Annotated in this window: 20 protein-coding genes and 2 pseudogenes; 12 read left to right on the top strand and 10 right to left on the bottom strand. The window is 33.3% G+C overall.

From position 1 onward, the window contains the following. Window positions 1-3: 3 nt before the first annotated feature. A complete protein-coding gene (locus GM3709_RS06495) occupies window positions 4-2,913 on the top strand; it encodes a DnaB-like helicase C-terminal domain-containing protein (RefSeq protein ID WP_066117502.1) in 2,910 nt (969 codons plus the stop codon). Between the two features lie 18 nt (window positions 2,914-2,931). Further along, a complete protein-coding gene (locus tag GM3709_RS06490; RefSeq protein WP_066117500.1) occupies window positions 2,932-3,447 on the top strand; it encodes a hypothetical protein in 516 nt (171 codons plus the stop codon). Here GM3709_RS06490 and GM3709_RS06485 read toward each other — a convergent pair. From GM3709_RS06485 to GM3709_RS06470, 4 genes are all read right to left on the bottom strand, one after another. Beyond that, a complete protein-coding gene (locus GM3709_RS06485) occupies window positions 3,433-4,059 on the bottom strand; it encodes a TniB family NTP-binding protein (protein WP_231937626.1) in 627 nt (208 codons plus the stop codon). The genes GM3709_RS06490 and GM3709_RS06485 overlap by 15 nt on opposite strands. Before the next feature lie 6 nt (window positions 4,060-4,065). After that, window positions 4,066-5,463 carry a Mu transposase C-terminal domain-containing protein gene (locus tag GM3709_RS06480; RefSeq protein WP_144439414.1) on the bottom strand — a complete coding sequence of 466 codons (1,398 nt, stop codon included), beginning with the start codon at window positions 5,461-5,463 and terminating at the stop codon, window positions 4,066-4,068. Then, on the bottom strand, window positions 5,456-6,454 hold the full coding sequence (locus GM3709_RS06475) for an IS630 family transposase (protein WP_066117494.1): 999 nt from the start codon (window positions 6,452-6,454) through the stop codon (window positions 5,456-5,458). Before GM3709_RS06475 ends, GM3709_RS06480 begins: the two co-directional genes overlap by 8 nt. 128 nt (window positions 6,455-6,582) lie before the next feature. Continuing rightward, window positions 6,583-6,891 carry a helix-turn-helix domain-containing protein gene (locus tag GM3709_RS06470; RefSeq protein WP_066117488.1) on the bottom strand — a complete coding sequence of 103 codons (309 nt, stop codon included), beginning with the start codon at window positions 6,889-6,891 and terminating at the stop codon, window positions 6,583-6,585. 1,053 nt (window positions 6,892-7,944) lie between these two features. Between GM3709_RS06470 and GM3709_RS06465 the strand changes: the two genes are divergently transcribed. The 3 genes from GM3709_RS06465 (at window position 7,945) to GM3709_RS06455 (ending at window position 11,614) form a co-directional block, all read left to right on the top strand. Next, window positions 7,945-8,778, top strand: a complete 834-nt coding sequence (locus GM3709_RS06465) for a photosystem II manganese-stabilizing polypeptide (RefSeq protein WP_066117484.1) — start codon at window positions 7,945-7,947, stop codon at window positions 8,776-8,778. 120 nt (window positions 8,779-8,898) lie between these two features. Further along, window positions 8,899-9,789, top strand: a complete 891-nt coding sequence (gene accD, locus GM3709_RS06460) for an acetyl-CoA carboxylase, carboxyltransferase subunit beta (protein ID WP_066117481.1) — start codon at window positions 8,899-8,901, stop codon at window positions 9,787-9,789. 76 nt (window positions 9,790-9,865) lie between these two features. Continuing rightward, entirely contained in the window at window positions 9,866-11,614 is a 1,749-nt protein-coding gene (locus GM3709_RS06455; RefSeq protein WP_066117478.1) for a diflavin flavoprotein, read from the top strand. 250 nt (window positions 11,615-11,864) lie between these two features. On the opposite strand, the gene GM3709_RS06450 is transcribed toward GM3709_RS06455, so the two are convergent. Then, a complete protein-coding gene (locus GM3709_RS06450) occupies window positions 11,865-12,767 on the bottom strand; it encodes a septal ring lytic transglycosylase RlpA family protein (protein WP_066117476.1) in 903 nt (300 codons plus the stop codon). A 641-nt stretch (window positions 12,768-13,408) separates the two neighbouring features. Here GM3709_RS06450 and purM point away from each other — a divergent pair. Both purM and GM3709_RS20985 read left to right on the top strand, forming a co-directional pair. After that, window positions 13,409-14,431, top strand: coding sequence for a phosphoribosylformylglycinamidine cyclo-ligase (gene purM, locus GM3709_RS06445; protein WP_066117473.1), 1,023 nt, complete (start codon window positions 13,409-13,411; stop codon window positions 14,429-14,431). Window positions 14,432-14,507: 76 nt separating this feature from the next. Beyond that, window positions 14,508-15,224 (top strand): annotated as a pseudogene (locus GM3709_RS20985) (septum site-determining protein MinC); the annotation flags it as partial. Here the strand turns inward: GM3709_RS20985 and GM3709_RS21865 are convergent. Beyond that, window positions 15,150-15,512: a type II toxin-antitoxin system Phd/YefM family antitoxin gene (locus tag GM3709_RS21865; protein WP_082712951.1), complete on the bottom strand. Its 363-nt coding sequence runs from the start codon at window positions 15,510-15,512 to the stop codon at window positions 15,150-15,152. The pseudogene GM3709_RS20985 and the gene GM3709_RS21865 overlap by 75 nt on opposite strands. A 210-nt stretch (window positions 15,513-15,722) precedes the next feature. On the opposite strand from GM3709_RS21865, the gene GM3709_RS06435 reads away from it, so the two are divergent. The 3 genes from GM3709_RS06435 (at window position 15,723) to minE (ending at window position 18,500) form a co-directional block, all read left to right on the top strand. Beyond that, complete coding sequence (locus tag GM3709_RS06435; RefSeq protein WP_066117467.1) at window positions 15,723-17,225, top strand: bifunctional aminoglycoside phosphotransferase/ATP-binding protein; 1,503 nt, start codon at window positions 15,723-15,725, stop codon at window positions 17,223-17,225. A 138-nt stretch (window positions 17,226-17,363) separates the two neighbouring features. Continuing rightward, entirely contained in the window at window positions 17,364-18,170 is an 807-nt protein-coding gene (gene minD / locus GM3709_RS06430; protein WP_066117465.1) for a septum site-determining protein MinD, read from the top strand. 48 nt (window positions 18,171-18,218) lie between these two features. Further along, window positions 18,219-18,500, top strand: coding sequence for a cell division topological specificity factor MinE (minE, locus tag GM3709_RS06425; protein WP_066117460.1), 282 nt, complete (start codon window positions 18,219-18,221; stop codon window positions 18,498-18,500). A gap of 633 nt (window positions 18,501-19,133) precedes the next feature. Here minE and GM3709_RS06420 read toward each other — a convergent pair. The 3 genes and pseudogenes from GM3709_RS06420 to GM3709_RS06410 all read right to left on the bottom strand — a co-directional run bounded on the left by GM3709_RS06420 (window position 19,134) and on the right by GM3709_RS06410 (window position 21,909). Next, the gene (locus tag GM3709_RS06420) at window positions 19,134-19,601 is read right to left on the bottom strand and encodes a GNAT family N-acetyltransferase (RefSeq protein WP_066117456.1); all 468 of its coding nucleotides are present in this window, start codon (window positions 19,599-19,601) and stop codon (window positions 19,134-19,136) included. 371 nt (window positions 19,602-19,972) lie between these two features. Then, window positions 19,973-21,327: pseudogene (locus GM3709_RS06415) on the bottom strand (IS701 family transposase). Between the two features lie 150 nt (window positions 21,328-21,477). Next, window positions 21,478-21,909 (bottom strand): dTDP-4-dehydrorhamnose 3,5-epimerase, encoded by a 432-nt coding sequence (locus GM3709_RS06410; RefSeq protein ID WP_066117453.1) that lies wholly within the window; start codon window positions 21,907-21,909, stop codon window positions 21,478-21,480. Between the two features lie 166 nt (window positions 21,910-22,075). On the opposite strand from GM3709_RS06410, the gene GM3709_RS06405 reads away from it, so the two are divergent. Then, window positions 22,076-22,951 carry an energy-coupling factor transporter transmembrane protein EcfT gene (locus GM3709_RS06405; RefSeq protein ID WP_066117450.1) on the top strand — a complete coding sequence of 292 codons (876 nt, stop codon included), beginning with the start codon at window positions 22,076-22,078 and terminating at the stop codon, window positions 22,949-22,951. A gap of 139 nt (window positions 22,952-23,090) precedes the next feature. Here the strand turns inward: GM3709_RS06405 and GM3709_RS06400 are convergent, their stop codons facing one another. Continuing rightward, entirely contained in the window at window positions 23,091-24,362 is a 1,272-nt protein-coding gene (locus GM3709_RS06400; protein WP_066117447.1) for a dihydrolipoamide acetyltransferase family protein, read from the bottom strand. 120 nt (window positions 24,363-24,482) lie between these two features. Between GM3709_RS06400 and GM3709_RS06395 the strand changes: the two genes are divergently transcribed. Then, window positions 24,483-24,725, top strand: a complete 243-nt coding sequence (locus GM3709_RS06395) for a hypothetical protein (protein WP_066117443.1) — start codon at window positions 24,483-24,485, stop codon at window positions 24,723-24,725. The last annotated feature ends 69 nt before the right edge of the window (window positions 24,726-24,794 follow it).

Raw genomic sequence — 24,794 nt, 5'->3', positions numbered from 1 at the left:
ACCATGAAAGACTTAATAAGGGAATACTACCGATTATTTGTACATGAGACAGCCCAAAAGTATACGATCGCGCAGCGTGCCGTTGGCATCGCTCAAATATCAGGAAACGAGGTTAAATACCCTCACCAATTCATTTATAAGCAAGTAGAGGGAAAAGAAGAAACAGAATACAAATACTTAACCGAGGCTGATTTAGTGGCAAGTATTGAAGGTAAAAAGTCACTGGGGATCATTCTCACTCAAGAGAAAACTAATATTACTAAATCAGGATGTATCGATATAGACATCCCCAGAGATTGCAAAGATTTGAAAGAAGCTCTAACCATAGCTCAAAATATCGTAAAAAAAGGCTCGGAGTTAGGAGTAAATCTTTATATTGAGTACTCAGGTAATAGAGGCTTTCATATTTGGATATTTATTGAGAGGGCTGTAACTCATACCCTCGTTAAAAAGGTTTTAGAATCGATCGCACTCCGAGCTAATTTTACCTCTCAAGAAATTTACCCCAAAGATGTTAACTCCAATATCAAATTACCTTGCACTACTCATCTAAAAACTAATAAAAGATGTGGATTTATTAGCCCTAATTTTGATGTTAATAACCCAGAAATAAATTTAGAAATTCAAGGGGATTTAATGGCAAAATTTGAAGTTACAGCCCTTGATAAGCTAATTAGTATTAGTGAATTAAAAACTGATAGCTATGGTGATCCTCATAGTTGGGATAAAGTAACTTCTCAAAGTAAAGATAAATCTCTAAATGAGTCTCGGAGTAAAGATGAATCTCTAAATGAGTCTTGGAGTGAGGATAAATATTTTAACGAATCTCGCAGTAAAGAGAAGATTAAAGGGTTATTAGACTCTCTGGGGGATCATCCTAGCTGTATCAAATTCTTACTAGACAATGGTGAGCCTCTCGGAGTTGACTATAACCAAGTCAATTTAACGTTAATTCGGTATTGCTTAACCAGAGGTTTTGACTTGTCTAAAGCATTGCCATTAGCTGAATTAGTGGCAAAAAATACCCCAGAAAATCACCCCACATCAAAAGATTATCGAGGCAAGGTAAGTAATTTTAAAAGTGCTTTTAATTCCTGTAAACGTAACTCCGATAACTATAAATTTCAATGTAGCTATATCCTCTCAGGTATCAAAGAGGGGGAGGCACATAAACGAGGCTGTATTGGTACAAAATGCTTAGTACATAAAAACCATAACCCTAACTATCAATCTTCAAACGGTATCGATAATAAAAACCGTACTCCGAATAACTCACATACTCCTAATAATTATCAATCTACATACTCAGAAAGTAACTCAAAGGCTGATACTGCTAACACTCCTAACAACTCTAACAATTCAACTCAAGGAATATCAGACAGTCTCGATTATGTCAAAGTATCAGCCCTTATCTTTCAATCTCTCTTAAACCTAACGAGCGAGGGTAAAGAAATTGTTAAATCCCAGATACTCCGAGAATGTGAGAGGCTCAAAAAAGATTATTTATCTCAAGTATCAGTTAACTTATCAGACAGTATCAGATTAACTGAAAGTGAGGTTATAGGCTATTTACTCCAAAACCCAGAGGCAATTATTGATTACTCCGATATTTTCCCTCAAGGATTCAATTGTACTATTAGTAAATTTGACTCAATAGCTGAATATTTGGATAATCTTTATAGCCTCAAATTACCCTCTCAAGAGACGATCGAGGAGTACCTAGAGGAGATTAGAGAAAAAGGAATAAAGAAGGTAGCAAGTAAAAAGTTTAAGGAATATCAGCAAAATTTGAATGAGGATAAGGCTGATTCAAGTATCGAAATTTTATCGAAGTCGATCGAGGATACCGAATCATTGCTAAAACAATCATTATCAGATAAAAACCTATTACCAGTATCAGATAAGTTAGGAGACTGGATCAATAATTTATTTGATGAAAATTACGTTAATATTCCTACATTCTCAAATGACTTAAATTACTTGCTCAATGGGGGATTAGGTAAAGGTAGGTTATATGTTTTAGGCGCACCCCCAGCTAATGGTAAATCTACCCTTACAGCCCAAATAGGAGATAACGCAAGTATTCAAGGTTATAAAGTAGGTTATGCAAGTTACGAAATGAGCGCCGATCAATTATTCCTTACTGGATTATGTCGCTCTGGGGGGATAAATTCGAGTAATCTTGAGGCAAAATTACACTTAAAAAATAGTGCCTTTGCTGAATTAGTATTAAAGTCTATCGAGCAATATAACGAGAGTTTAGGAGAGAATTTACACTTAATCGAGTGCGATGATAGTTATACTCCGAATCGATTATTAGCAATCATTAAAAAGCTAAAATTAGACTTATTAATAGTGGATTATTTACAATTATTATCCTCTGGAGATACTAACCTTGATAACAACTTTAACGAGACATTAAAAGTAAGTAAAATTGCCACTGAATTAAAACGAATTAGTAGAAAAGCTAATATTCCCATTATTGCCATTTCAGACATTAATAAAGAGGCATATAACAAGGCAATGAAAGGGGGAGATTTAGATATGTCAGCCCTGAGAGATTCCTTTAAAATAGCTCATAGTGCTGATTGCATAATGCTTTTGATGAGTTATGACAATACCGAAACTAGAAAAAATGATGAAAAATACCCCAGTGAAATAAAGATTACTCAGTTAGGAATATTAGAAGAAAAATTCAGAGATAAAAACCCAAATATTGCTCAAAAAATCCAGAATTTAGCACATAAATTTAGACTAGAAAAAGATAAGGCTGATACTTATTCTCGGTTAATTATTGCCAAAAATAGGACAGGTAAATGTGGAGATATTTTATTTAGATATTCAAAGGCTATTCATTACTTTGAGCCTCTCAATTACATAACCGATAACTTAAATGATTATGAACAATTTTAATTAAATAGGAGTAAAGCAATGGACAACAAAAATAAAATTAATCCAGATATTAAAGATAAAGTATCAGTCTTTTTAAATAAATTAACTCCTAGTAAATCCAAAGGCACAAAAAAACAAAATATTCCTGATACCGAGCCTAAATTAGATCAACCTCTTACTCTGAATACCCCAAATAATCCTCTTACTCCGAATACCCCAAATATTGCTCTTACTCCGAATAATCCGAATACCCCAAATACTCCGATAAATCAAATTGATGATACTAAAAAAGCTATAACTGATATTAAATCTGATACTATACCAGATAATTTAGCCTATAAAGATAAGTTAACGATTTCACAGAATAATAAATTAAATGAGATTGCGCAGAATAATGAAGTAATCGACTGGTTTACAGCCCTTGAGGAGATAAAAAATTGCTTATTCCATTACTACGATTTAATAAATGAGGCTGATAGAGTTAAATGGTTTAGAGAATTTACGGGTTATGAAGGTAAATTAAAAAATGCGCCTACTGAGTTACTTGATCAATAAGTCTCCCGTTAGAGTACCAAAAGTATAACAAGCACGAAAGCGGTTGTAAACTTGCTCATCCTTTTTGATTACTGTATCCAGTCGCTCTGTTCCCACTAAAACCACTGCTATACCTAAACGATCATATATATCTCTGACATCAGCAAATGTCTTCGGTTTTAAACGATCTGCCTCATCAATAATTAACATTTCTACTTGACAAGTTTTCAGCACATTGTATGTGCGATCACGAATGTCACTAACAGTACCCTTAGTAATTTGATATTTAAGATGCTCAATAATTACTTGAAATAAATCCCTAGAGCTACACTCTTGAGGGGGTTGAACATAAACTACTGGAACTTTCGGGGCTTTTCCTTGCTGTTGCTCTGGTTTATGTCTTAATCGAAAAGAGTTACAAGCAACAGTTTTGCCATTTCTCGATTCCCCTACCACACGACAGCACTGACGAGAATGACGTTTATTCTCCAGCCAATCATGTAGTATTTTAACCACTTCCAATTCTACAAAACTTGGCTTTCTTAGCCTTTCAATCTCATTTTGAAGATTATTATCCTCTAGTTGTGATTCAATAGCACCCAAGTTATTAGCAATAATTTCCGCTTTAGTCATAATTACTTACCATCCATAATTATCAATCATTTCTTCATAGTCATAAACATTTACAGACTCATTCTCCGTTTCCACGAGTAAATCTGGCTCATTTTCCTTTGAGTTCTCATCTTTTCCTATCGGCTCAACCTTTTGAGGTGATAATTGTTGTTTGAGTAAATTTTGTTCTTCCTTCTGTATTTGCCTACGGCTCTTTTTCTCCTTAACAATCAACTCTCTGGCTTGAACTTCAGATAAAATGGAGTTATTCGTTATTGATTTACCTTTTTCTCTGATTTGACGGGTTATTTCCCTTGCTTCATAAAATGAGAGAGACTCCGACTCTAAGTCTTGAGCAAAAGCACGACAAAGAAATATCTCTTTACCTTCATCCTGTTTATACACATAAATCGTTGTTATATCACTAGGATCATATCTAAGGATTACTTGTTCCCCCCCATAGCCCGACAAATACTCTCCTTTATAAGATAAATTATTGAAATTTATATAACCTCCTTGATAAACCGTACGGCGAGTTTGTTTCATTAAACATAGATCCAATTCTCGTTCCGTTGGCAAAGAAGGTATTACTGTTAAACCTGCTTCCCACCTCTGATAACGAGTTTGTCCAGTACGCTTATCCAAACTCTGATTGTAATTATTAACTATATACTGAACTACGAGCTTATGAAAATCATTAAGAGTGAGACAAGCACTTTTTTCGGCTTCTTTTGGTCGTTCTTTGATATTTGACCCAGTATATCCAGGCAAGGTAGATAGCAATTGTGTATTAATAGTGCCAAAGGGTCTTTCCACGATACCACCTTCAGAAGGACGAGAACGAAACTTCCAGGTTATACCTAGCTGAGAAGCTATTTGCTGAACATGATGAGACTTAAAATCCGTACCACTGTCAGTAAAAATATACTCTGGTTTACCATAAGTTCCCCACTGTTCATGTAATTGATAGTCCGATGGATAATCTTTGGGCAAAATAGCATGACGAAGGGCTAAACCTACCACCATTGAACTGGGAGCATCAAAACCAAGGTTTATGCCTACAATACAACGGGAATAAGTATCGATTACGGTGGTCAACCAAGGACGTTTAAATATCTTACCAGAGCTATCAACCAATAAAATATCTGCCTCTGTATGGTCACATTGCCAGACGTGATTACTGTATTCTGGCTCTAAAATTGTGCCATCTTTTGTCCTCAAACTTAATTTACTACCTTTCCATCCAGGGTTACGAATATTTTTCTTCAAGGCTTGTTCATCGATAATTGTTTGAAGAATGCGATAAACAGTCATGTGACTGGGTACTTCTAATCCTTCTTGTTTAGCTTTAACTTGTGCTTTAACCGCAATCTGAGAACGATTAACTTTGGTTCCTCCCCGATTCCCTTCTAAGTACCTAGGCAAAATTAATTGTATATTTTGAACCAAAGTTTATAAGAATATTTTCTACTCCTTTTACTAAATCTAAATAACTTTTATAACAGGAGTTCTCTAACCATTTATATTTCATAAATCTCCACAGTATTTCTATTTTGTTTAATTGTGGTGAATAGGGTGGTAGAAAGAATATTTTTAATCCTTTTTTTTCCCATTCTTCTTCTTTATTCCAGAATTTTTTATTTTGGTGAATCGAGGCATTATCCATTACTAATACTGTTTCCTTCTTTATTTTTTTACTCAAGTTATCTATACAAGCTATCACGACATCACTATTGATTGATGACTCAAATACATAGCTTTCTAACTCATTATTTTTTTTCATAAATCCTAACACATTTAATCTTTTACTTAGGCTACTTTCTCTTTCTATTTTTCTCCCTTTTTCTTGCCATCCATAAGGTAAACAAGGTACTAAACTAAATCCACTTTCATCACCATAATATATATCTATTTTTCCTTCATTTTCTGCTCTTTTTAGTTGCTCTAATTGTCTCTTTTTTTGTTGGTATAATTCAGGGCATACTTCCCCTTTTACCCTTTTCTTGAACCGATACCACCCCATGCCCTTTTTTTTTGCTAATCTTTTTATCGTATCTTTGCTTATTTTTATCTCCCACTCATTTTCTATTTTTTCTTGAACTATCTTTAAGGTTTTTGGATGAGATTTTATCCATTCTTTTACTTTTAATTCTTGTTGCTCATTTAAAGTTGATTTTCTTCCTCTTCCCTTCAAGCTATATAATCCATTTAAACCATTTTTTTCCCAATTATTAAGCCAATTATAAATTGTATTTCTACTAATATTTAATATTAACATTATTTGAGTAATTTTATAACCTTGATAACTTAACAAAATCGATTTTGCTCGATGTCTAACTTGATAGTATTTACTTTTTTGTTCAATAGTCTTTAATAACTGTTGTGTTTCTGGAGCTAATCTGGTAACAAATCGCATTTTTTATCCTTGATTTACTTATTTTTCATATTTTTAGCAGATTTTAAGCTACATTAATTATTTTTAAATATAAATAAAACTTTTGTATATTACTTTTTGATTTTATTAAATTTATTTTAATGTTATAATTATACAATTAATTCTGCCCACTTACTTATATACTGTTTTTTAATGAAATCAACTAAAACTTTGTCGATACGATGTTGACCTTTATCCGTTCTTTGGGTTGAAAATAGACTGTTAATTCCCTCCTCTTCCCATTTTTTAACCATGCGTTGCACTGTTCGACGAGAGCAATTTAACTTCTGACTCACTTCATCTAACTTTTTCCCATAAGAGATGCGATCGCAAGGTTCCATTAAATAATTGATGAGTTCAATCCTCCTCTGGACATCTTCAGGAATATCAACAGGGATTATATTTTTTTCTTTGCTCATAAATATTATTTATAAAAACATAATGTTATTTTAACAAAGTTATTGAAGGATGACAACTATTATGTTATAAATTTTGAAAAGTCAAATCAGAAGAAATGACAGTCAATTTGTTAATGTTCAGAATAATGACAAGTAATTTGTTAAACCTATCTTCGATGATGAGGAGAGGTCAAAGACGGTTATAATTGTTTAGGGAAAAGGATTTAATGCGGAATTATTCCCATGACAAATAAAGTGTTAAAGCGACAGATAAAATGTTATTCGACAGGTATTATCTAAACTCTTCAAATATACTTGTTGTCCACTAGTTTTAATTTCTTAGAGATTTCTACTATTTCATGATAGTCAAATTTGACGGAACTAACTTCGTTAATTAAATGCATTGTACCAAAAGCAGTATAACCTAAAATGACAAGTTAAAAAGGTTAGACCAAAATCACTTGTAGAGTAGGTTTTTGATTAATATTTTCTTAATTTAATTAGAGAACATTGTTAAATCATTTCAGACTAAACTTTTCAGCCACTGACTTTCAGATTAATTTTTCTCGGTGCAAGATGAGTGAAAACATGTTCTAGTCGGCTCTTTAAATTCTGGTTTTATCGCATAAATATTAACAATAATCAAATTTGTTATACTTTTTAATAGTTATAAAAATTACAGAAAAAAATGTTCAAAGATTTTTCTTATTTAATTTTACCATCCAAAAATTTGTTTAAGAATAGTTCATACCTGCTGAATGATTAAACCTATTGATAATAGGAGTTCTATTTTTATTTTCTTTGTTTAGTTAGATAAGTGTTGATTTTTTCGTTACAAGAAATTAATAAATCTTTACAAAAATATTAATAGTAAAAGAAGCAAAAAATAAATAAAATTATAGAAAATTTAAAAAGTTTTTAAGAAAGACTCTTAATTTGGTAAAGTAGATCACGATAAATCTAACTATGCTTATTCTCCATCCTAATCTAATAGCAAGAAAGGAATACTAATTTAGGAATAAGTACAACTTAAGATTAAAAATTTAAAGGAAATTAACAAAGAGAGGTTAAATCATGAGGTTTCGCAGCCTATTAGTAGCTTTCTTAATCGTTTGTTTAGGGTTTTTAGGTGCTTGTAGTAGTAATACGGCTCAAGCTTATGATCCTAAATCTATCACCTATGATGAAATTCTCGGTACTGGATTGGCTAACAAATGCCCTGAAATTTCTGAGTTTACTCGTGGTACGATCGCTATTTCTCCCGACCAACCATTAGCACTCGTAGATCTGTGTTTAGAACCACAAGAATACTTTGTCAAAGAAGAACCCAGCAACAAAAGAAAAGAAGCCGAGTATATTCAAGGGAAACTCTTAACCAGAGATACCACCAGTTTGGAACAAATCAGAGGTACTCTTTCGGCAGATGAAAACGGTGTTTTAACTTTAACAGAACTAGACGGGATTGACTTTCAAATTGCGACAGTACAATTACCGGGCGGAGAACAAGTACCCTTCTTCTTCACTATCAAAAAATTAGTAGCACAAACAGAACCCGGTTTCACTTCCGTAAATACTTCTGCTGACTTTGTGGGTGAATTTAAAGTACCTTCTTATCGTGGAGCTTCTTTCTTAGATCCTAAAGGTCGTGGTTTAACCAGTGGTTATGATAATGCCGTTGCATTACCGGCTGGAGCTGACAGTTCAGAATATACTCGTAGTAACGTTAAACAAGCTGATAGTATGAATGGAGAAATCTCCTTACAGATTACTAAAGTAGATCAAGAAACTGGAGAAATTTCAGGAGTATTTGAAAGTGAACAACCTTCTTCTACAGACTTGGGTGCAGAAGATCCCGAGGAAGTAAAAATTCGTGGTATTTTCTATGGTCGTTTAGAACCACAGGTTTAATTTATAGTGTATCGTTGATAGTTGACAGACAATAAAGGAAAGTAATAGGCAATAAGCTATAGTTAAAAACTTATTACTTATTACTTTTTCCTGATTCCGAACTCATTATTAATTGTAAAGATGTCCCTACTTGATTGGTTTGATAATTTAAGAAAGTCTGAGCCAGAAATAAAACCGCAACAAGAAAGAGAAATTGCTGATGGTTTATGGACTAAATGTCCTGAATGTGGCGTTTTGGCTTATACCAAAGATTTACAGGCTAATAATATGGTCTGTATTGAATGTGGTCATCACATGAGAATTTTTAGTGATGAAAGAATTGATCAGTTAATTGATACTGGCACATGGCAACCTTTAAATCATCATCTTCAACCCACCGATCCTCTTCATTTTCACGATCGAAAAAGTTATAGCGATCGACTCAAAGAATTACAAACAAAAGTCCCTTTAACTGATGCAGTACAGACAGGAACAGGATTAATAGACGGTTTACCTCTGGCTTTAGGAGTAATGGATTTTCGTTTTATGGGGGGTAGTATGGGATCGGTAGTCGGAGAAAGATTAACTCGTCTCATTGAATATGCCACTGTTAACGCATTTCCTGTTGTGATTGTTTGTGCTTCTGGCGGTGCAAGAATGCAAGAAGGAATGTTAAGTTTGATGCAGATGGCTAAAATTTCTGGTGCTTTACAACGACATCAAGAGAAGAAATTATTATATATCCCTGTATTGACTCATCCTACCACTGGAGGAGTAACGGCAAGTTTTGCTATGTTAGGAGATCTTATTTTAGCCGAACCGGGTGCTACTATAGGTTTTGCCGGAAGAAGAGTTATTGAACAAACTTTAAGAGAAAAGTTACCTGAAGGTTTTCAAACTTCGGAATATTTAGTACAACATGGTTTTGTTGATGCGATCGTTCCTCGCACTCAGTTAAAGAAAACTTTAGCTCATTTAATTAGTTTACATCAACCCTTTTTTCCTATTAATCAATTAACCGATTGTTATTAAAAAACTGATAATTTAATAACGTTGAACAAATTTTGATAAGTTAGAAAGAAGATAAATATAGAAAGAGGGAACAAATATGACTAAGGCAAAAGACGTTCAAGTTAGTGCGGTAGGATTAAATACAAGAGTACTTCGTTCTCGTACATGGGATCGCTTAAAATTTGAAGTAGAGTATGGGTTAAGTAGAGGAACTACGGCTAATTCTTTTCTTATTGAAGGAGAAAAAATTGCATTAATTGATCCACCGGGAGAGTCTTTTAGTGATATTTTTCTTTCTGCTTTAAATCAAAGAATTCCTTTAAATTCGATCAATTATGTTATTTTAGGTCATGTCAATCCTAATCGTTGTGTTACTCTTGATAAGTTATTAAAAAAAGTTCCTAATATTACTTTTATAACTTCAAATACTGGGGCAAAATCTTTACAAACAATTTTTGAAAATAGTTATGCTGAATCAGTTACAGAAAAATCTTTAAATATTATTTCTATTAAAAATGATTATGAATTAGACTTAGGAAAAGGACATATTTTAGAATTTATTACCACTCCTAATCCTCGCTATCCTGATCAACTTTTAACCTTCGATCAACAAAGTAAAATATTTTATACAGATAAGCTATTTTCTGCTCATGTTTGCGGAGATCAAATATTAGATGAAGGTTGGAAAATTTATCAGGAAGATAGGCGTTATTATTTTGATTGTGTCATTGCTCCCTATGCAACTCAAGTAATTAAAGCCTTAGAAAAAATATCTCCCAAAAATCCCCATATTTACGCTACTTCTCATGGCCCTTTAGTAAGATATGGTTTAACGGAGTTAACGGGATTATATCGTCAATGGTTAGAAAATCAGCAAAATCAAACCTTAAACGTTGCCCTTATCTATGCCTCTGCTTATGGTAACACTGCGGTTTTAGCTAATGCGATCGCTCGTGGTATAACTAAAGCAGGAGTAAGAGTAGAATCAATAAACGCTGAATTTGCCTCCAGTGAAGAAATTAAAAATGGTATTCAACAATGTGACGGATTTATATTTGGATCTCCTACATTGGGAGGACACGCTCCTACCCAAATTCAAAGCGCTTTAGGAATTGCTTTAGCTAATGCGGATACCAATAAATTAACAGGAGTTTTCGGTTCATTTGGCTGGAGTGGAGAGGCGATCGATCTGTTAGAATCAAAATTCAAAGATGGAGGTTATCGCTTCGGTTTTGATACTATTAGAGTTAAATTTAAACCGACAGAGTCAGTATTAAAAACCTGTGAAGAAGCAGGTACGGATTTTGCTCAAGCCTTGAAAAAACGTAAAAAAGCCCTAAAACCGAAGGAATCAGTAGCAGGAAATTCTCTCACTGCCCGTACTGAACAGGCTTTAGGTCGTCTGGTGGGTTCTTTGTGTATTGTCACCACTCAACGGCAAGAATTGAAAGGGGCAATGGTGGCTTCTTGGGTATCTCAGGCAACCTTTAACCCCCCCGGCTTTACTATTGCAGTGGCAAAAGAAAGAGCGATCGAGTCTTTGTTGCCTACTGGCAGTCAATTTGTATTAAATATTCTTCAGGAAGGCAAACACGTCGAACTAATGAAACATTTTCTAAAACCTTTTGCTCCGGGGGAAGATCGTTTTACGAATATTGAATGGCAAGAAGCAGAAAACGGGAGTCCAATTTTATTATCTGCTTTGGCTTATATTGAATGTGAAGTTAGTAAACGTCTTGAATGTGGAGATCATTGGGTAATGTATGCGATCGCCAAAAATGGGAAACTCCTTTCTGATGCCGGTGTCACTGCCGTACATCACCGCAAATCAGGCACTCATTATTAGTGAAGAATATTAACCTCCGTTCAACACGAAATTTATGGGTAAGGTATTAGGTATTAGTTGTTAGGTATTAGGTCAATAATTGATCAAAAACCATTAACAATTGATTTTAGTTAGATTAATTTAATTAAATAATTCAATCAGATTTGGTATTTTTAGAACCTAAAACCTAAACCCTAAAGCCTAAAAATTACTCACATCAAAGATTTTTTCGTCGAACTAAGGTAATTTCTAATTCCTCATCCCTTAACGGTTAATTTAAAATTTGCATACGAATAGGTGCAACACCACTACTTTTTACCCCGATAACTCTGGCGGCCCCTGCTGACAAATCAATGATACGTCCTCGTACATGAGGGCCTCGATCGTTGATACGCACTACTACAGAACGACCATTTCTCATGTTAGTTACTTGTACTCTAGTACCAAATGGGAGACTACGATGGGCGGCAGTTAAATCATGTTGGTTAAATCTTTCCCCACTGGCAGTTCTACGACCATGAAATCCGGGTCCATACCAAGAGGCTATACCTTGGGCCGCCTTACGCAGATTTTTGACAGCAACAAAACTCCCCATTTTACTATCAGCTTTAACCACCTGTTTCCCCTTAATTTCTGTCAAAGGTGCCGCATTCCCCATTAATCGGCGAAGACGGTTAGTTGCTTGTAAAGCGTCGTGGGAAAGGTTTTTAGTTGCATCTGGGAGAATAATATTTTTGTTAACTCTGACTAATTCTTCTTGCTGAAACTTCAAAGAATAATCTTTGGAGGTGGAGTTCCAACTAATATTGATTTCGTTAGCGTCAATAGATTGATTTGATAGTTGATCAAGGCGAAGGGCTAATTTTGTGGCTTGTTCGATCGCGCTGTGATTGGGAGTGTCTAAAAATGTAAGAAGGGGAATGTTTTGAAAATGTAAAGTGACAGCGTTTCTGTTTTTGATTTGATGGGGATACAGTTTAACGGTAAGAAATTCTTGTACAGGGGTGATAGAGGTACGGGCAATTACGTTATTTACAGATGATAATGCTGTGTCACCTTGTTTTTGGTAATTATCAGCTTTGACGTTAGGAGCGAATAAAAATCCAGTGATTCCTAATCCTAAAATAGTTGTTAAAGCCGATACGACAGCCTTTTTCCAAGTGTTGTTACGCATAATTTTTCTAGTAATTGAATACGGAAAACCTTTAATGTTAGGTGTTTCGGTGTCTTTACTCCTCGTAAAATTTAATAAAATAATTTTTTTTGGTACTTAACTTCAACTAAATTAACACAAGGTTTTTCTCTCATGGTTAAATATTTCTTATTTATAGATAAATGTAATATCGAAATTAATTATAATTGTTGACAATATTAAAAAAGATCGTAATAATTATAAGTTTATTCTTTTATAAAACTATGATTAATGTTTTGAAAAACTAATGAATAAATAGGATAATTGTATTGTTAAAATCGAGCATAAGAAAAATTACATCAAAGTAGAACAAATTAAAAATATATAATAGAAAAAAGATGAATAGCTGAATAATGTTGTTGACTCGATCAGGCTATTTTAGGGTAGATAACAAAGTTATAGGGTGATATATTCAGAAAAAATGAATTTAATACTGAAAAATCTAACCACGAAAAAACAATGGCAAATTAGGGATTTTTAATAATTCAAAAATTAAATAGTAATGATATGATTTGTGATTAAAGTATCAATTTTGATCAAGAAAATCCTATAAGAAAATTTGATCAGTTTAACAAGTACAATTTAATCGATAGAAAAAAATTATCTAAAGGAGTTACCAAAATATGGATTATAAACAGGCTGGAGTTGATGTGGAAGCGGGTAGAGAGTTTGTCAAAAAAATCACTGATAATGTGGCTAGTACTTATAGAAAGGGTGTTTTAGGAGGATTAGGTGGTTTTGGTGGTTGTTTTGAAATTCCTGCTGGTTATCAACAGCCTGTATTAATTTCTGGTACAGATGGTGTGGGTACAAAGTTAAAGATTGCTCATGAATTAAATCATCATGATACTGTAGGTATTGATTTAGTGGCGATGTGCGTTAATGATATTTTGACAAGTGGTGCCGAACCCTTATTTTTTCTCGATTATCTCGCCACAGGAAAATTAGACAGTAATCAATTAGCAGAAGTTATCAATGGTATTGTCATCGGTTGTAAAGAAAGTGGGTGTGCTCTTTTGGGAGGAGAAACAGCAGAAATGCCGGGATTTTATAAATTAGGAGAATATGATTTAGCTGGTTTCTGTGTGGGAATTGTCGAAAAAAGCCAAATACTTGATGGTAGCAAAGTTGAATTAGGAGATGTTGCGATCGCTTTAGCTAGTAGTGGCATTCACAGTAATGGCTTTTCTTTGGTGAGAAAAATTATTGAAACTCAGGGTTTAAGTTGGAATGACAAACCGATGGAATTGGAAGGAAAAAGTTTGGGAGAAGTTTGTTTAACCCCCACTCGTCTTTATGTTAAGCCTGTTTTATCAGCTTTGAAGTCAGAATTACCCATTAAAGCAATGGCACATATTACGGGAGGAGGAATCCCTGAAAATTTACCCCGTTGTTTACCTAAAAATCGATCGATCGAAGTAAACTTAAATAGCTGGATAATGCCGACTATTTTTCAGTGGTTAGCTAAAACTGGTAACGTTAATCAAGAAGATATGTTGAATACTTTTAATTTAGGTATCGGTTTTGTTGTGATTGTACCTGAAGATAGTGTTACAACAATAAAAGATCATTTTAGTAACTATGATATTGATACTTACTCCATCGGCAAAGTAATTGAAGGAGAACAAACTATCGTGTTTAAATAATTCAGAGTATAAAACATACAATGAAAAACCTTTAATTGTTAATTAGCTGAAAACTTTTTCCAAAATCATAAAAATAATGAGTGAATCAGAAATTTTAGAGGATAAGATTGAATTACCTCCGATAAAACCTTTAAATAGTAAAGAACAAATAAACTTAATTAAAAAAGGTGATATTGTACTGATCACTTTACCATCGGTGAATAAAACCGAAGCGAATCAATGGCAAAGAATTATTGACGATTTTAAAATCCGTTTGCAGAAAATAGATAAGTCTTGGCAATTAGGTACAAAAGTCCATTTACAAAGTCAAGATAGGTTGCTAGATACCCGTCAAATCAACGAATTTAAAACTATTTTAGAACAGATTGGTTTAATCTTAAATCTAATTATTACTCGTCGTCGTCAAACGGCAGTAGCCGCTTCTAGTGCGGGTTATTCTGTACAGCAAGACACTTTTACGGGAATTATTAATTCTGAAGAAGAAACGGAAAGTACTCAAGATTTAGCTGAACCATTATACCTTAAGACAACCATTCGATCGGGTGTAGAAATTTGTCATCCTAGTAGTGTAATTATTTTAGGAGACGTTAACCCCGGTGCAAATATTTTAGCGGGGGGAGATATTTTTATTTGGGGAAATTTGAGAGGAATTGCTCATGCAGGATATATGGGTAATCGTCAAGGGTTAATTATGGCGTTGAAATTAGAAGCAACTCAATTAAGAATTGCTGATTTGGTGGCAACAGTACCAGATAACACTCCTGATATAGCGGAAGTTGCTTATATTGGAGAAGAAGGCATTAAAATTCATTCTGCTCAAAATTTTCACCGTTTCCATGAGTTTATCACGACTAAAAATCATTGGATAATGAAAAACTAATAATAACCTTTGGGCATTGGAGGGCGATCGCAATAAATAAATAGTTTCCAAGAGACTTGATAAATCATCAGCACTGATAAGAGCAATATCTTTATGCCCACGACGTTTAATAACGGCAATACTACTATCATTTTCTATCTTATCAAGTAGATTAGCTAAATTTTCCCGTGCTTGAGTATAACTGGTTTTTATTGAGAACATTTTGAATCAACCTGTCCAGTAAATGTGTACATTAATTTATGTTTCTAGTTTACTACAAATATTTAATAAATGGCGACTAAGCTAGTTTACATCCTAAGTATAATGGTGAAAGGGAACAGGGAGGAAAACAGTGCGATTCGTTGGATGCTAATCACAATTCTCCATTCCTTTTTTACCAAAGATTTTTTACACAAATGATTTAGAATTTCTATGTCGCAAATGGAATTAATCAAAAGAATGCAAGAAGGAGACTTTTATCCCCATAGGATTACACTTCCGATTCAAATAGTACAAACTCATTGCTCGAACGTATTTTTAACGGGAAATTATGCTTATAAACTTAAAAAAGAGGTTGATTTTGGCTTTTTAGATTATTCAACTTTAACAAAAAGAAAGTATTTTTTAGAAGCTGAATTAGTAATGAATAGTTCCATTGCTCCTGAACTATATTTAGAGGTAATTCCTATTAGCTTGAAGCATCAAAAATTGTTTTTTAATGACAACTCAAATCCTGTTGATTATGTTTTAAAAATGATTCAATTTCCCCAAGAAAATCTTTTAATTAATGTTTTTGAAGCAGGAAAATTAACAGAAAATAACATGAAAGACTTAGGTAAATTAGTTGCTCAATTTCACAAAAATACTCCCACTAATGAATATATAAATAATTTTGGTTCAGTAGAAAAAATAGCAGAATCTATTAATCAAAATTATGCCCAAACTCAAAAATATATTGGTATTGCACAAACTCAAGAAAAATACTTACAAACAAAATTTTTTACTGATAATTATTTGATCATCAATAAACATATTTTTGAACGCAGACAAGTCGATCGTAAAATTAGAGAATGTCATGGAGATTTACACCTAAAAAATATCTGTATTTGGCATGATAAAATACTCCTTTTCGATCGTATCGAATTTAGCGAGTCTTTTCGTTTTGTGGATGTAATGTATGATGTGGCTTTTGTCGTTATGGATCTTGATTCTAAAGGAGAAGAAAAATTAGCTAACGTTTTCCTCAATACCTATTTAGAGCAAACTGGAGATTGGGAAGGCTTACAAGTTTTACCTTTATATCTCAGTCGTCAAGCCTATGTCAGAGCGAAAGTTACATCATTTTTATTAGATGATTCTGCTCTTTCTAAAATTGAACAAGAAAAAGCTCAAAAAACTGCTGAACAATATTATAATTTAGCTTTTAAATATACTCAAAAATCTCTAGGTAAATTAATTTTAATGTCTGGTTTATCGGGATCAGGAAAAAGTACTATTGCCAGTAAAATTGCTAAAAAAACTAAGGGAATACATATTCGTTCTGATGCAGTAAGAAAACATTTAGCAGGAATTTCTTTAGAAGGAAAAGGAGAAAATAATCTTTATTGTGCTGATATGACGAACAAAACTTATGAACGTTTATTATACTTAGGAAAATTATTAATAAAACAAGGATTTACTGTGATTTTAGACGCTAAATTCGATCGAGTTTGTTTACGTCAACCAGTATTAGAATTTGCCCTTAATGAAAACATTGATTTACAGATTATTTACTGTACTGCTCCTCTAAATATTTTGCACGATCGACTTAATGAAAGAAAAGACGATATTTCAGACGCAACAGCAGAATTATTATTCCAACAAGAAAAGATGTTAGAACCTTTTACAGAAATAGAAAAACCCTTTGTAAAAACCATCGATACCAGTATAAATTAGGAATGAGAAATTAGGGATTAATAATTTCAACAACTCTTTTAAATAAGTTTTTATTAATTGTTCATTGTTTAGGAAGGGTGATGTACAATTAGTTTTGCTTAGTTATTATTGATATTTATTCCATTAAAAATAGTTTTTATGAGTAGAGTTATTGTTATTACATCAGGAAAAGGTGGTGTTGGTAAAACCACTATTACTGCAAATCTAGGTACTGCGGTGGCACAATTAGGCAAAAAAGTTTGTTTAATTGATGCAGATTTTGGCTTGAGAAATTTGGATTTATTGTTAGGATTAGAACAAAGGGTTGTTTATACCATTATTGATGCTTTATCTGGAGAATGTACTTTAGAAAAAGCGATCGTAAAAGACAAAAGAACTCCCGGACTAAATTTATTACCTGCGGCACAAAATCGTACTAAAGACGCTATTACACCAGATCAAATGAAGGAAGTTATCGAACAGTTAAGTCCTAGTTTTGACTACATTTTTGTTGATTGTCCTGCGGGAATTGAAATGGGTTTTAGAAATGCCATCGCCGCCGCTCAAGAAGCCTTAATTGTCACCACTCCAGAAGTTGCGGCTGTTAGGGATGCCGATCGAGTAGTAGGCTTGTTAGAAAGTGAAAATATGAAAAGTATTCGATTAATTGTCAATCGTTTACGACCAGAAATGGTACAAATGGATGAAATGTTAAGTGTAGAAGATATTTTAGATTTATTAGTTGTACCCTTAATTGGTATTGTACCTGATGATAAAAGAATTATCACTTCAGCTAATCGTGGTGAACCTTTAGTAATTAGTGAACAAGAATCTCTCCCCGCTATCGCCATCACAAACATTGCCCGAAGGCTTGATGGTATAAATGTTCCTTATCTCGATTTAATGGCTACTCAAGACACCCTTTTTACCCGAATACGCCGTTTTTTCAGTTTTTCAAAAAAATAAATCTTTTATCTATTATTAACCCCATTAAATACCACGAGTTGAAATGTTATGTTTAAAGATATAGTTAATACTATTAGCACTTGGAGTACTGCCAAAAAAAGTCGTTACCGAGCTAAAAATAGATTAAAGTTAGTTATTGCCCACGATCGAGCTGGAGTTAATCCTGAATTAATCGATAAAATGCGTCAGGAAATTTTGGAAGTGGTAAGTCGTTATCTTGATGTCGATCTCGAAGAAATGGAGTTCTCGATTCAAAGTAACGATCGTAATACTTCATTAACTGCTAATTTACCCATCAAAAAAGTCAAAAGAACTCCGGATACGATATAAATTGTAAGTAAAAAGATAGGAAAACAAAAAGACAAAATTAATAAAAAATGCTCAAGTCCTATTTGTCATGAGCAATTACCCATGCGATCGCTGGAAGCAAAATCATACTTGCGATCGTAATTAAAGAGACAATCCAAATAATATGAGTATATTCAAAAGACATAATGCTAACCCCTGTAAAATTTTATGACACTGTTGTAACAAAATCTTTTCTTTGACAAATGACCTGAACTCGTCATTACAGTTAATTCTTGATGATTTTTAGTATCTTGAATGAGAAATATATGTAGTTTGACTTTTAATACAATTAATTAATGATTTTTGATGAGAAGATACTACGAGTTAATATTAACTGTTACACTGTAATTGTAACTAATCCTAGAGATAAATCAATATTTTCGTTACAAAACTATGTCAAAAGGATATTTTTCTGATATTTTTTCTAAGACCAAAATATTCATAAAATTAATAGCACATGAATTTAGATTTCTAAATAAAATATTTTCAACAATAAACACTTACCTCTCGTCACCGAGAATTTATGATAGAGGTACAAGATCTAAATTAAACGAAGAACAACCCAACACCCACCGAATAATAAATATTGACAATATTGAGTTATCATGCTTGTGTTCATGGAACCCATCTCAAAAAACAACAATTACCTTGCTGTTCTATAATCTTTGCACCCAAGCGATGGTAAAATCGAAGTCCGTCGGTATTTCGAGCATCAGCATTCCAACCAAGATGACTACAGTCATTTTCTTTGGCAATTTGAACTAGTTGAGCCATTAATGCGGCTCCAGCACCTTGGCTTCTCATCTCATCATCCACGTACAAATCGTCAAGCCAGATGCTTGGTTGACCTGTAAACGATGAATACCGAAATCCGTACAATGCAAAGCCAACCTCACGTTCTAAAATCTCTGCAAACAAAACGTAAGAAAAGGGGATGACTCCAAAAAGTGTTCTATAGAGCTTATCCTGAGATACTTGCAATACACCAGAAAAAGCACCAATATTTCGATCAAATTCTGATTTCTTCTGAATAAATGAGAAAATTAGTGAGACATCATCAGGAGTAGCAGATCTAACTTTCATAAATTTACGTTGGGTTTAGTTCTTTATGGTCTGAGCTATAAATTAATTGGTCAGAATCCCCATTAATCAATCAATAATTTAACCTTAATGTGCAATTATAACCCACATTCTGCATATTATTTTAGAAAACAATCATATGCTAGTGTTTTTGTTTAATATATTTATAATCAATACATAAATTGAACATTTTTTGCGAAAGTCCTATGATTATTAATTTCCAGTTATTTAGTGGTCGCGAAGAGAGACTTTAAGTGTTAGGCATGAAAATTGTTTGTTTGCAATTTGTATTATATGATCTTCAATTAATTGAATTATGTCATAAATCCTTTTACAATAAGTTGACAAAGCTAATAGCGGTACTTAGACAAAAATTATGCCCAAATAAAGCCTAAACTAGCTTTATATAAAGTAAATACTTCCACATTGTCTTTTAACCATTGAAAAAAGCGAAAAGACACAGCATTACGAAACGCTTCCAATGCCTCAGCAAAAGTATTTAACGGTTTCTTCCCCCATTGCCTCCTTAAACCCCCTGTCAAACGATGCCATTGGATAAAAGTATAAGCACAAAATACCAATATAAAATGTCTCATTAAACTTCTTTTATTTCTCACTTGGTATTCTGATAAGCCTAACCATCCCTTGATTTCACGGTAAAATACTTCTATCCAATTTCTTTGTGTATAAGTTTCTACTATCCAATTTGCACAGACTTTTTCTCCTATTTCATTGGTCATTAAATAATCAATATCTGTGGAATTTTCAAAACTGTCTGCATTCATGACGATAGCTACAGTTTTTATTCCCGATAAAGCTGATAATTGAATATTTATGGTTGCTACCCAAAGAGTTTTTTCTCGATTTTTTCCTATTCTTATTTCTTCAAAACTATTTTGGGGTAATGATTGTGCTATTTCAGCTATGCTTTTTTCCGACTCGATAAAATCTTTTTTCACTAATTTTACTAATCTATTTTTAGCAATAATTCCTATATATTTTAAATTCTTTTTTTCTAGTTTTTCTAATAAATTGGTATTGTTACCATAACCACCGTCCATTAAAATTATTTGGGGACGATAATTTCGGTTTAAACATTTTTCAATTAAATTAAAGGCAATATCCGGTTTTTTGTGAAATTGAGGATCGTCTTTTCCTTCAGAAAAATTTTCTGCTTTTTCATATAATTCAACATCTAAAGGAAAACTTCTAACACCATCATAAATGTGAGTAGTGACGATAACATTACCATTATCAGTTTTGCCAATTTCGCCAATATATTGTCTTCCCACACAGTCAGTAAAATTACCACTCTTACAGTGTCCTGAATCATCGAGAATTAAAGAGAAACATCGACTTATTTTAGTTTGACGACAAGATGCAATAATTTCTAATCTTTTATCATTTACCTGATCATAATTCCAAGTGGATTCTGTGAGAAAATGGTGTAACTTATGATAGGTAATAAGCTAAGACGCATTTAATCTTCCTTTTTTTAGCTCTAAATCTCTTACTATCAGGGATTCAGGATTGCCAACTAGGTGCGTTTTAGCTTATCAAGATTATTATGAGCAATTTGAGTGAGATTTTTTCTTTGAGAATCTCCTAATAAACCGCCCAAATAATTTCTAAACTCTCGTTTTTGTGCTGTTGTTTTTAAGACTGGATCTATTTTTTGACACCAGCGATTAAAACATGGGGGCATTGATGAAGACGTAGTTTCTTTCATTTTGACCTAAAAGCATTATGGTGTAAAGATTATAGCTTAATTGTTGTTATTGTTTTGTCTAAGTACCGATAGGGAAAATCGGCTAAAGCAATTATTTTAAATCATCTTTTGATATTTATTTTTTAATGAATTATAATACACTACTTAAAATCAATTAGTTACGCATATATTTTGACAAGCCATAACCTTATTTAAGTCGTACGGAAATGGTTTTTTCACGGGTTGATAATCTTTTGGGTGACTTTCTCCATGACGCAACACAGCATTAACTAATAAACAAGGTTTGTCATTGAAATTAATTGCACTGTGGGGGATGCCGATAGGTATTGTTACCACTTGGGGATTATCTTCTGTTAAATAAAGATACTGATATTGCCTATTTTGTAAAATTACTAAGACAAAACTACCTTTAACTACTAATAATTGATCCGTTTGAAAATGATGTACAAATAAATCATCGATAGTGTGGGGAGGAATTTGTACCAACATGGTTTCATGACTAGATTGAGGAGTATAAAATTGAGACATTCCTCCTTGAATTGACTCTAGTTTTTTTAGTTCAATTTTTCTTTTTAATGTCATCTTTTTTCTTTCACCTCTTGTACTTTCTTCCAGTATAACAAAACTAAATGTAAAATAATGTTGCTAAATTTACTTAAAAGTACCAAACCATGATATAGGAATGAATCATTGACAGTTGAGCATTAACAATGAATGATTAACATAATTGTCAATTTTCAATTAATTTATGGATTTATTACGATCGCTTCCCATTGGATTATACTTAGAAAAACCCTTAACATGGTTGCATAGACTCGATCCTCGAGTAAAATTAGCATGGTTAATGAGTCTTATTCTTTCTCCTTTATTAGCCAATCCTTACTGGCGTATTTTTTTGGTATTATTTTTATTTTTAATCACGATTTTAGCCTTAATTCCTTGGCGAGTGCAAAAAAAACAGATGAGTTGGTTATTATTTTTTTCTTGCCTTATCTTGATCATGACATCCTTTGCACCCGATGGATTTAATATTAGTTATCAGCCGAGATTACCCAGTAGCGATATTTCTATCAGTCAACCAACAGATTATCAATATATAATTTATCAATTAGGTAATTTTAAAGTTACGAGAAGATCTTTAGATTTAGCCATTAGAGTTAGTACTTTATTTTTTACTTTAATTTATAGTAGTAACTTATATTTATTGACCACTGCACCCGAACAAATTACTGCGGGAATAGAAGAATTATTATCCCCTTTAAGAAAGTTTAAATTACCCGTTACAGAGGTAGTTTTAACCTTAACTCTTGCTTTAAGATTTATTCCTTTAGTATTAGAAGAAATCCAAAATTTAATTCGATCGATTAGCACAAGAGCGATAAACTGGAAAAAATTAGGTATCAAAAAAAGTTTGCAAATTTGGTTAATTGTTGCGGAAAGACTCTTAGAAAATATCTTATTAAGAGCTGAACAAATTGCGATCGCAATGGAAATAAGAGGATTTACAAGTCCGAATAAACATCAAGTACAATGGCATCAATTAAAACTAAATATATATGACTTTTTAGCTCTTTTATTCTTATTCTTATTTTGGTTTGGAAGGATAACAATAGGAAATAACTAAATTCTATAGGTGGAGGTAGCGATTAGCTCTTAGCTCTTAGCCTTTTTTCCATATATATTAAAGTTTATATCGAGTATTTTCGAGTCTCCCAGTCTTCTAGTCTTCCCTGTTTCATCTTCTTGTCTTTCCCTTATCTTTTCTAAAGAGTTAGAGAATGACTATCGTTTTCGATTAATTTTGCTAAATCCTGTAAAAATCCTGCCGCATCTGCACCATAAATAGTACGATGATCACAAGTTATATTGACAGTCATTTGATTTTTTACACCAAATAAACCGTCTTTATTAGCTACAACTGTAGGACGGACACCACCGATCGCCAAAATAGCCCCAGTGCCGGGAGGTAAAATAGCGGTAAAGTCATTTACTCCAAACATTCCTAAATTAGAAAGGGTAAATGTACCTGTGGTATATTCATCGGGTTGTAATTGTTTGGCACGCGCTCGATTAACCAAGTCTTGCCAGTTACGCGCTAAGGAGTAAATATCTAATTGATCAGCATTTTTAATAACAGGAGTAATTAAACCACCATCAGGCATAGCCACCGCTACGGCAATATTTATACCTTCGTTATATTTAATACCTTTATCCGTAAAACCTGCGTTAACGACGGGATGTTTTTGTAACGTCATCGCCACTGCTTTGGCAAGTAATGCCGTCATAGTGACACCTTTTGATTTAATTTTGCGATAAAGAGTATCTAACGCATCTGTGGTGATAGTGTAGCTAACTTGGAAAGTGGGTACTTGTAAACTAGCCATCATGTTGCGAATAACGGCTTGTTGTAAAGTGTTGAAAGGAACTGTTTCTCCTGCTAAATTATTAACAACAGGAGTAGGGGTAATAGTGGGTTGAACCTTTGTAGGAATACTGACAGGGACAACAGGTGGCATTTGAGGCGTTTTGCCAACGGCTTTTTCCACATCTTCCGCAATAATACGCCCATTAGGTCCAGTACCGATAATATTACTTAAATCGACTTTTAATTCTTTTGCTAGTTTTTTCGCTCTAGGAGAGACAATTATTCTACCGTTACTTTTTGCAGGGGTTGCTACGGTGGTGGTTACTCCTATTGGTTGAGGTTCAACTATGGGTTTTACTTCTGGAGTTGGTGCGGGAGTGGTAACGGTTTGCCCTTGACTAGCTTTTTGTTTTGCTGTTTCGATTTCTGCTTCTGTCTCTGCAATGTAAGCGATCGCCTGACCAACGGGGGCTTCTTCTCCTGCTTGTACTAAAATAGTGGCTAAATAACCAGAATAGAAGGATTCTACATCCATATCCGCTTTGTCTGACTCCACGACAACAACGGTTTCTCCTTTTTCAATTCTATCTCCGGGTGCTTTCTCCCATGAAACAATTTTCCCCTCAGTCATGGTTGAACTCAGCGCCGGCATAAAAATATCGTGAATCATTTTAATTTACAATTTATTTTATTTAGTCATCAAACTTCTAATTATAATTCCTAATTGCTCATTGCTCATCTTTCATGGTTAAAATTGATCTGGTAATATTTAGATTCAAATACATTTACTATGCCTCCACGTTGGCCTCGTCAACCCGATCGACAAAATGACCCAGACTATCGTAAGCTAGACGATCGCATGAATTTTGCTGTTCATGTCGCTTTATTTCTTGCTTGTAATTCTGGGGTGTGGTTTTTTCACCTTTTTAATCATCCTGAATGGTTATGGGCAAATCAATTTAGTGGTATTTGGGGAGCATTTTTATTGATTCATTTAATTTATATTAGCTCGATCGCTGATTATAGTCATTAGCCGTTAGGAATTAGCAATTAGCAATTAGCAGTTAGCTTAAATTACCAAAATTTGCAAAATTATCACAAA

Source organism: Geminocystis sp. NIES-3709 (assembly GCF_001548115.1).
Taxonomy (GTDB): domain Bacteria; phylum Cyanobacteriota; class Cyanobacteriia; order Cyanobacteriales; family Cyanobacteriaceae; genus Geminocystis.
Note: the sequence above shows the minus strand (reverse complement) of the source record. Positions and strands in the feature narration are given on the sequence as shown.

What these genes read in the sequence shown, in the direction of transcription:
- GM3709_RS06495 (WP_066117502.1), top strand. Translation starts at nt 4, where the DNA reads ATGAAAGACTTAATAAGGGAATACTACCGATTATTTGTACATGAGACA.
- GM3709_RS06490 (WP_066117500.1), top strand. Translation starts at nt 2,932, where the DNA reads ATGGACAACAAAAATAAAATTAATCCAGATATTAAAGATAAAGTATCA.
- GM3709_RS06485 (WP_231937626.1), bottom strand. Translation starts at nt 4,059, where the DNA reads ATGACTAAAGCGGAAATTATTGCTAATAACTTGGGTGCTATTGAATCA.
- GM3709_RS06475 (WP_066117494.1), bottom strand. Translation starts at nt 6,454, where the DNA reads ATGCGATTTGTTACCAGATTAGCTCCAGAAACACAACAGTTATTAAAG.
- GM3709_RS06470 (WP_066117488.1), bottom strand. Translation starts at nt 6,891, where the DNA reads ATGAGCAAAGAAAAAAATATAATCCCTGTTGATATTCCTGAAGATGTC.
- GM3709_RS06465 (WP_066117484.1), top strand. Translation starts at nt 7,945, where the DNA reads ATGAGGTTTCGCAGCCTATTAGTAGCTTTCTTAATCGTTTGTTTAGGG.
- accD (WP_066117481.1), top strand. Translation starts at nt 8,899, where the DNA reads ATGTCCCTACTTGATTGGTTTGATAATTTAAGAAAGTCTGAGCCAGAA.
- GM3709_RS06455 (WP_066117478.1), top strand. Translation starts at nt 9,866, where the DNA reads ATGACTAAGGCAAAAGACGTTCAAGTTAGTGCGGTAGGATTAAATACA.
- GM3709_RS06450 (WP_066117476.1), bottom strand. Translation starts at nt 12,767, where the DNA reads ATGCGTAACAACACTTGGAAAAAGGCTGTCGTATCGGCTTTAACAACT.
- purM (WP_066117473.1), top strand. Translation starts at nt 13,409, where the DNA reads ATGGATTATAAACAGGCTGGAGTTGATGTGGAAGCGGGTAGAGAGTTT.
- GM3709_RS21865 (WP_082712951.1), bottom strand. Translation starts at nt 15,512, where the DNA reads ATGTTCTCAATAAAAACCAGTTATACTCAAGCACGGGAAAATTTAGCT.
- GM3709_RS06435 (WP_066117467.1), top strand. Translation starts at nt 15,723, where the DNA reads ATGTCGCAAATGGAATTAATCAAAAGAATGCAAGAAGGAGACTTTTAT.
- minD (WP_066117465.1), top strand. Translation starts at nt 17,364, where the DNA reads ATGAGTAGAGTTATTGTTATTACATCAGGAAAAGGTGGTGTTGGTAAA.
- minE (WP_066117460.1), top strand. Translation starts at nt 18,219, where the DNA reads ATGTTTAAAGATATAGTTAATACTATTAGCACTTGGAGTACTGCCAAA.
- GM3709_RS06420 (WP_066117456.1), bottom strand. Translation starts at nt 19,601, where the DNA reads ATGAAAGTTAGATCTGCTACTCCTGATGATGTCTCACTAATTTTCTCA.
- GM3709_RS06410 (WP_066117453.1), bottom strand. Translation starts at nt 21,909, where the DNA reads ATGACATTAAAAAGAAAAATTGAACTAAAAAAACTAGAGTCAATTCAA.
- GM3709_RS06405 (WP_066117450.1), top strand. Translation starts at nt 22,076, where the DNA reads ATGGATTTATTACGATCGCTTCCCATTGGATTATACTTAGAAAAACCC.
- GM3709_RS06400 (WP_066117447.1), bottom strand. Translation starts at nt 24,362, where the DNA reads ATGATTCACGATATTTTTATGCCGGCGCTGAGTTCAACCATGACTGAG.
- GM3709_RS06395 (WP_066117443.1), top strand. Translation starts at nt 24,483, where the DNA reads ATGCCTCCACGTTGGCCTCGTCAACCCGATCGACAAAATGACCCAGAC.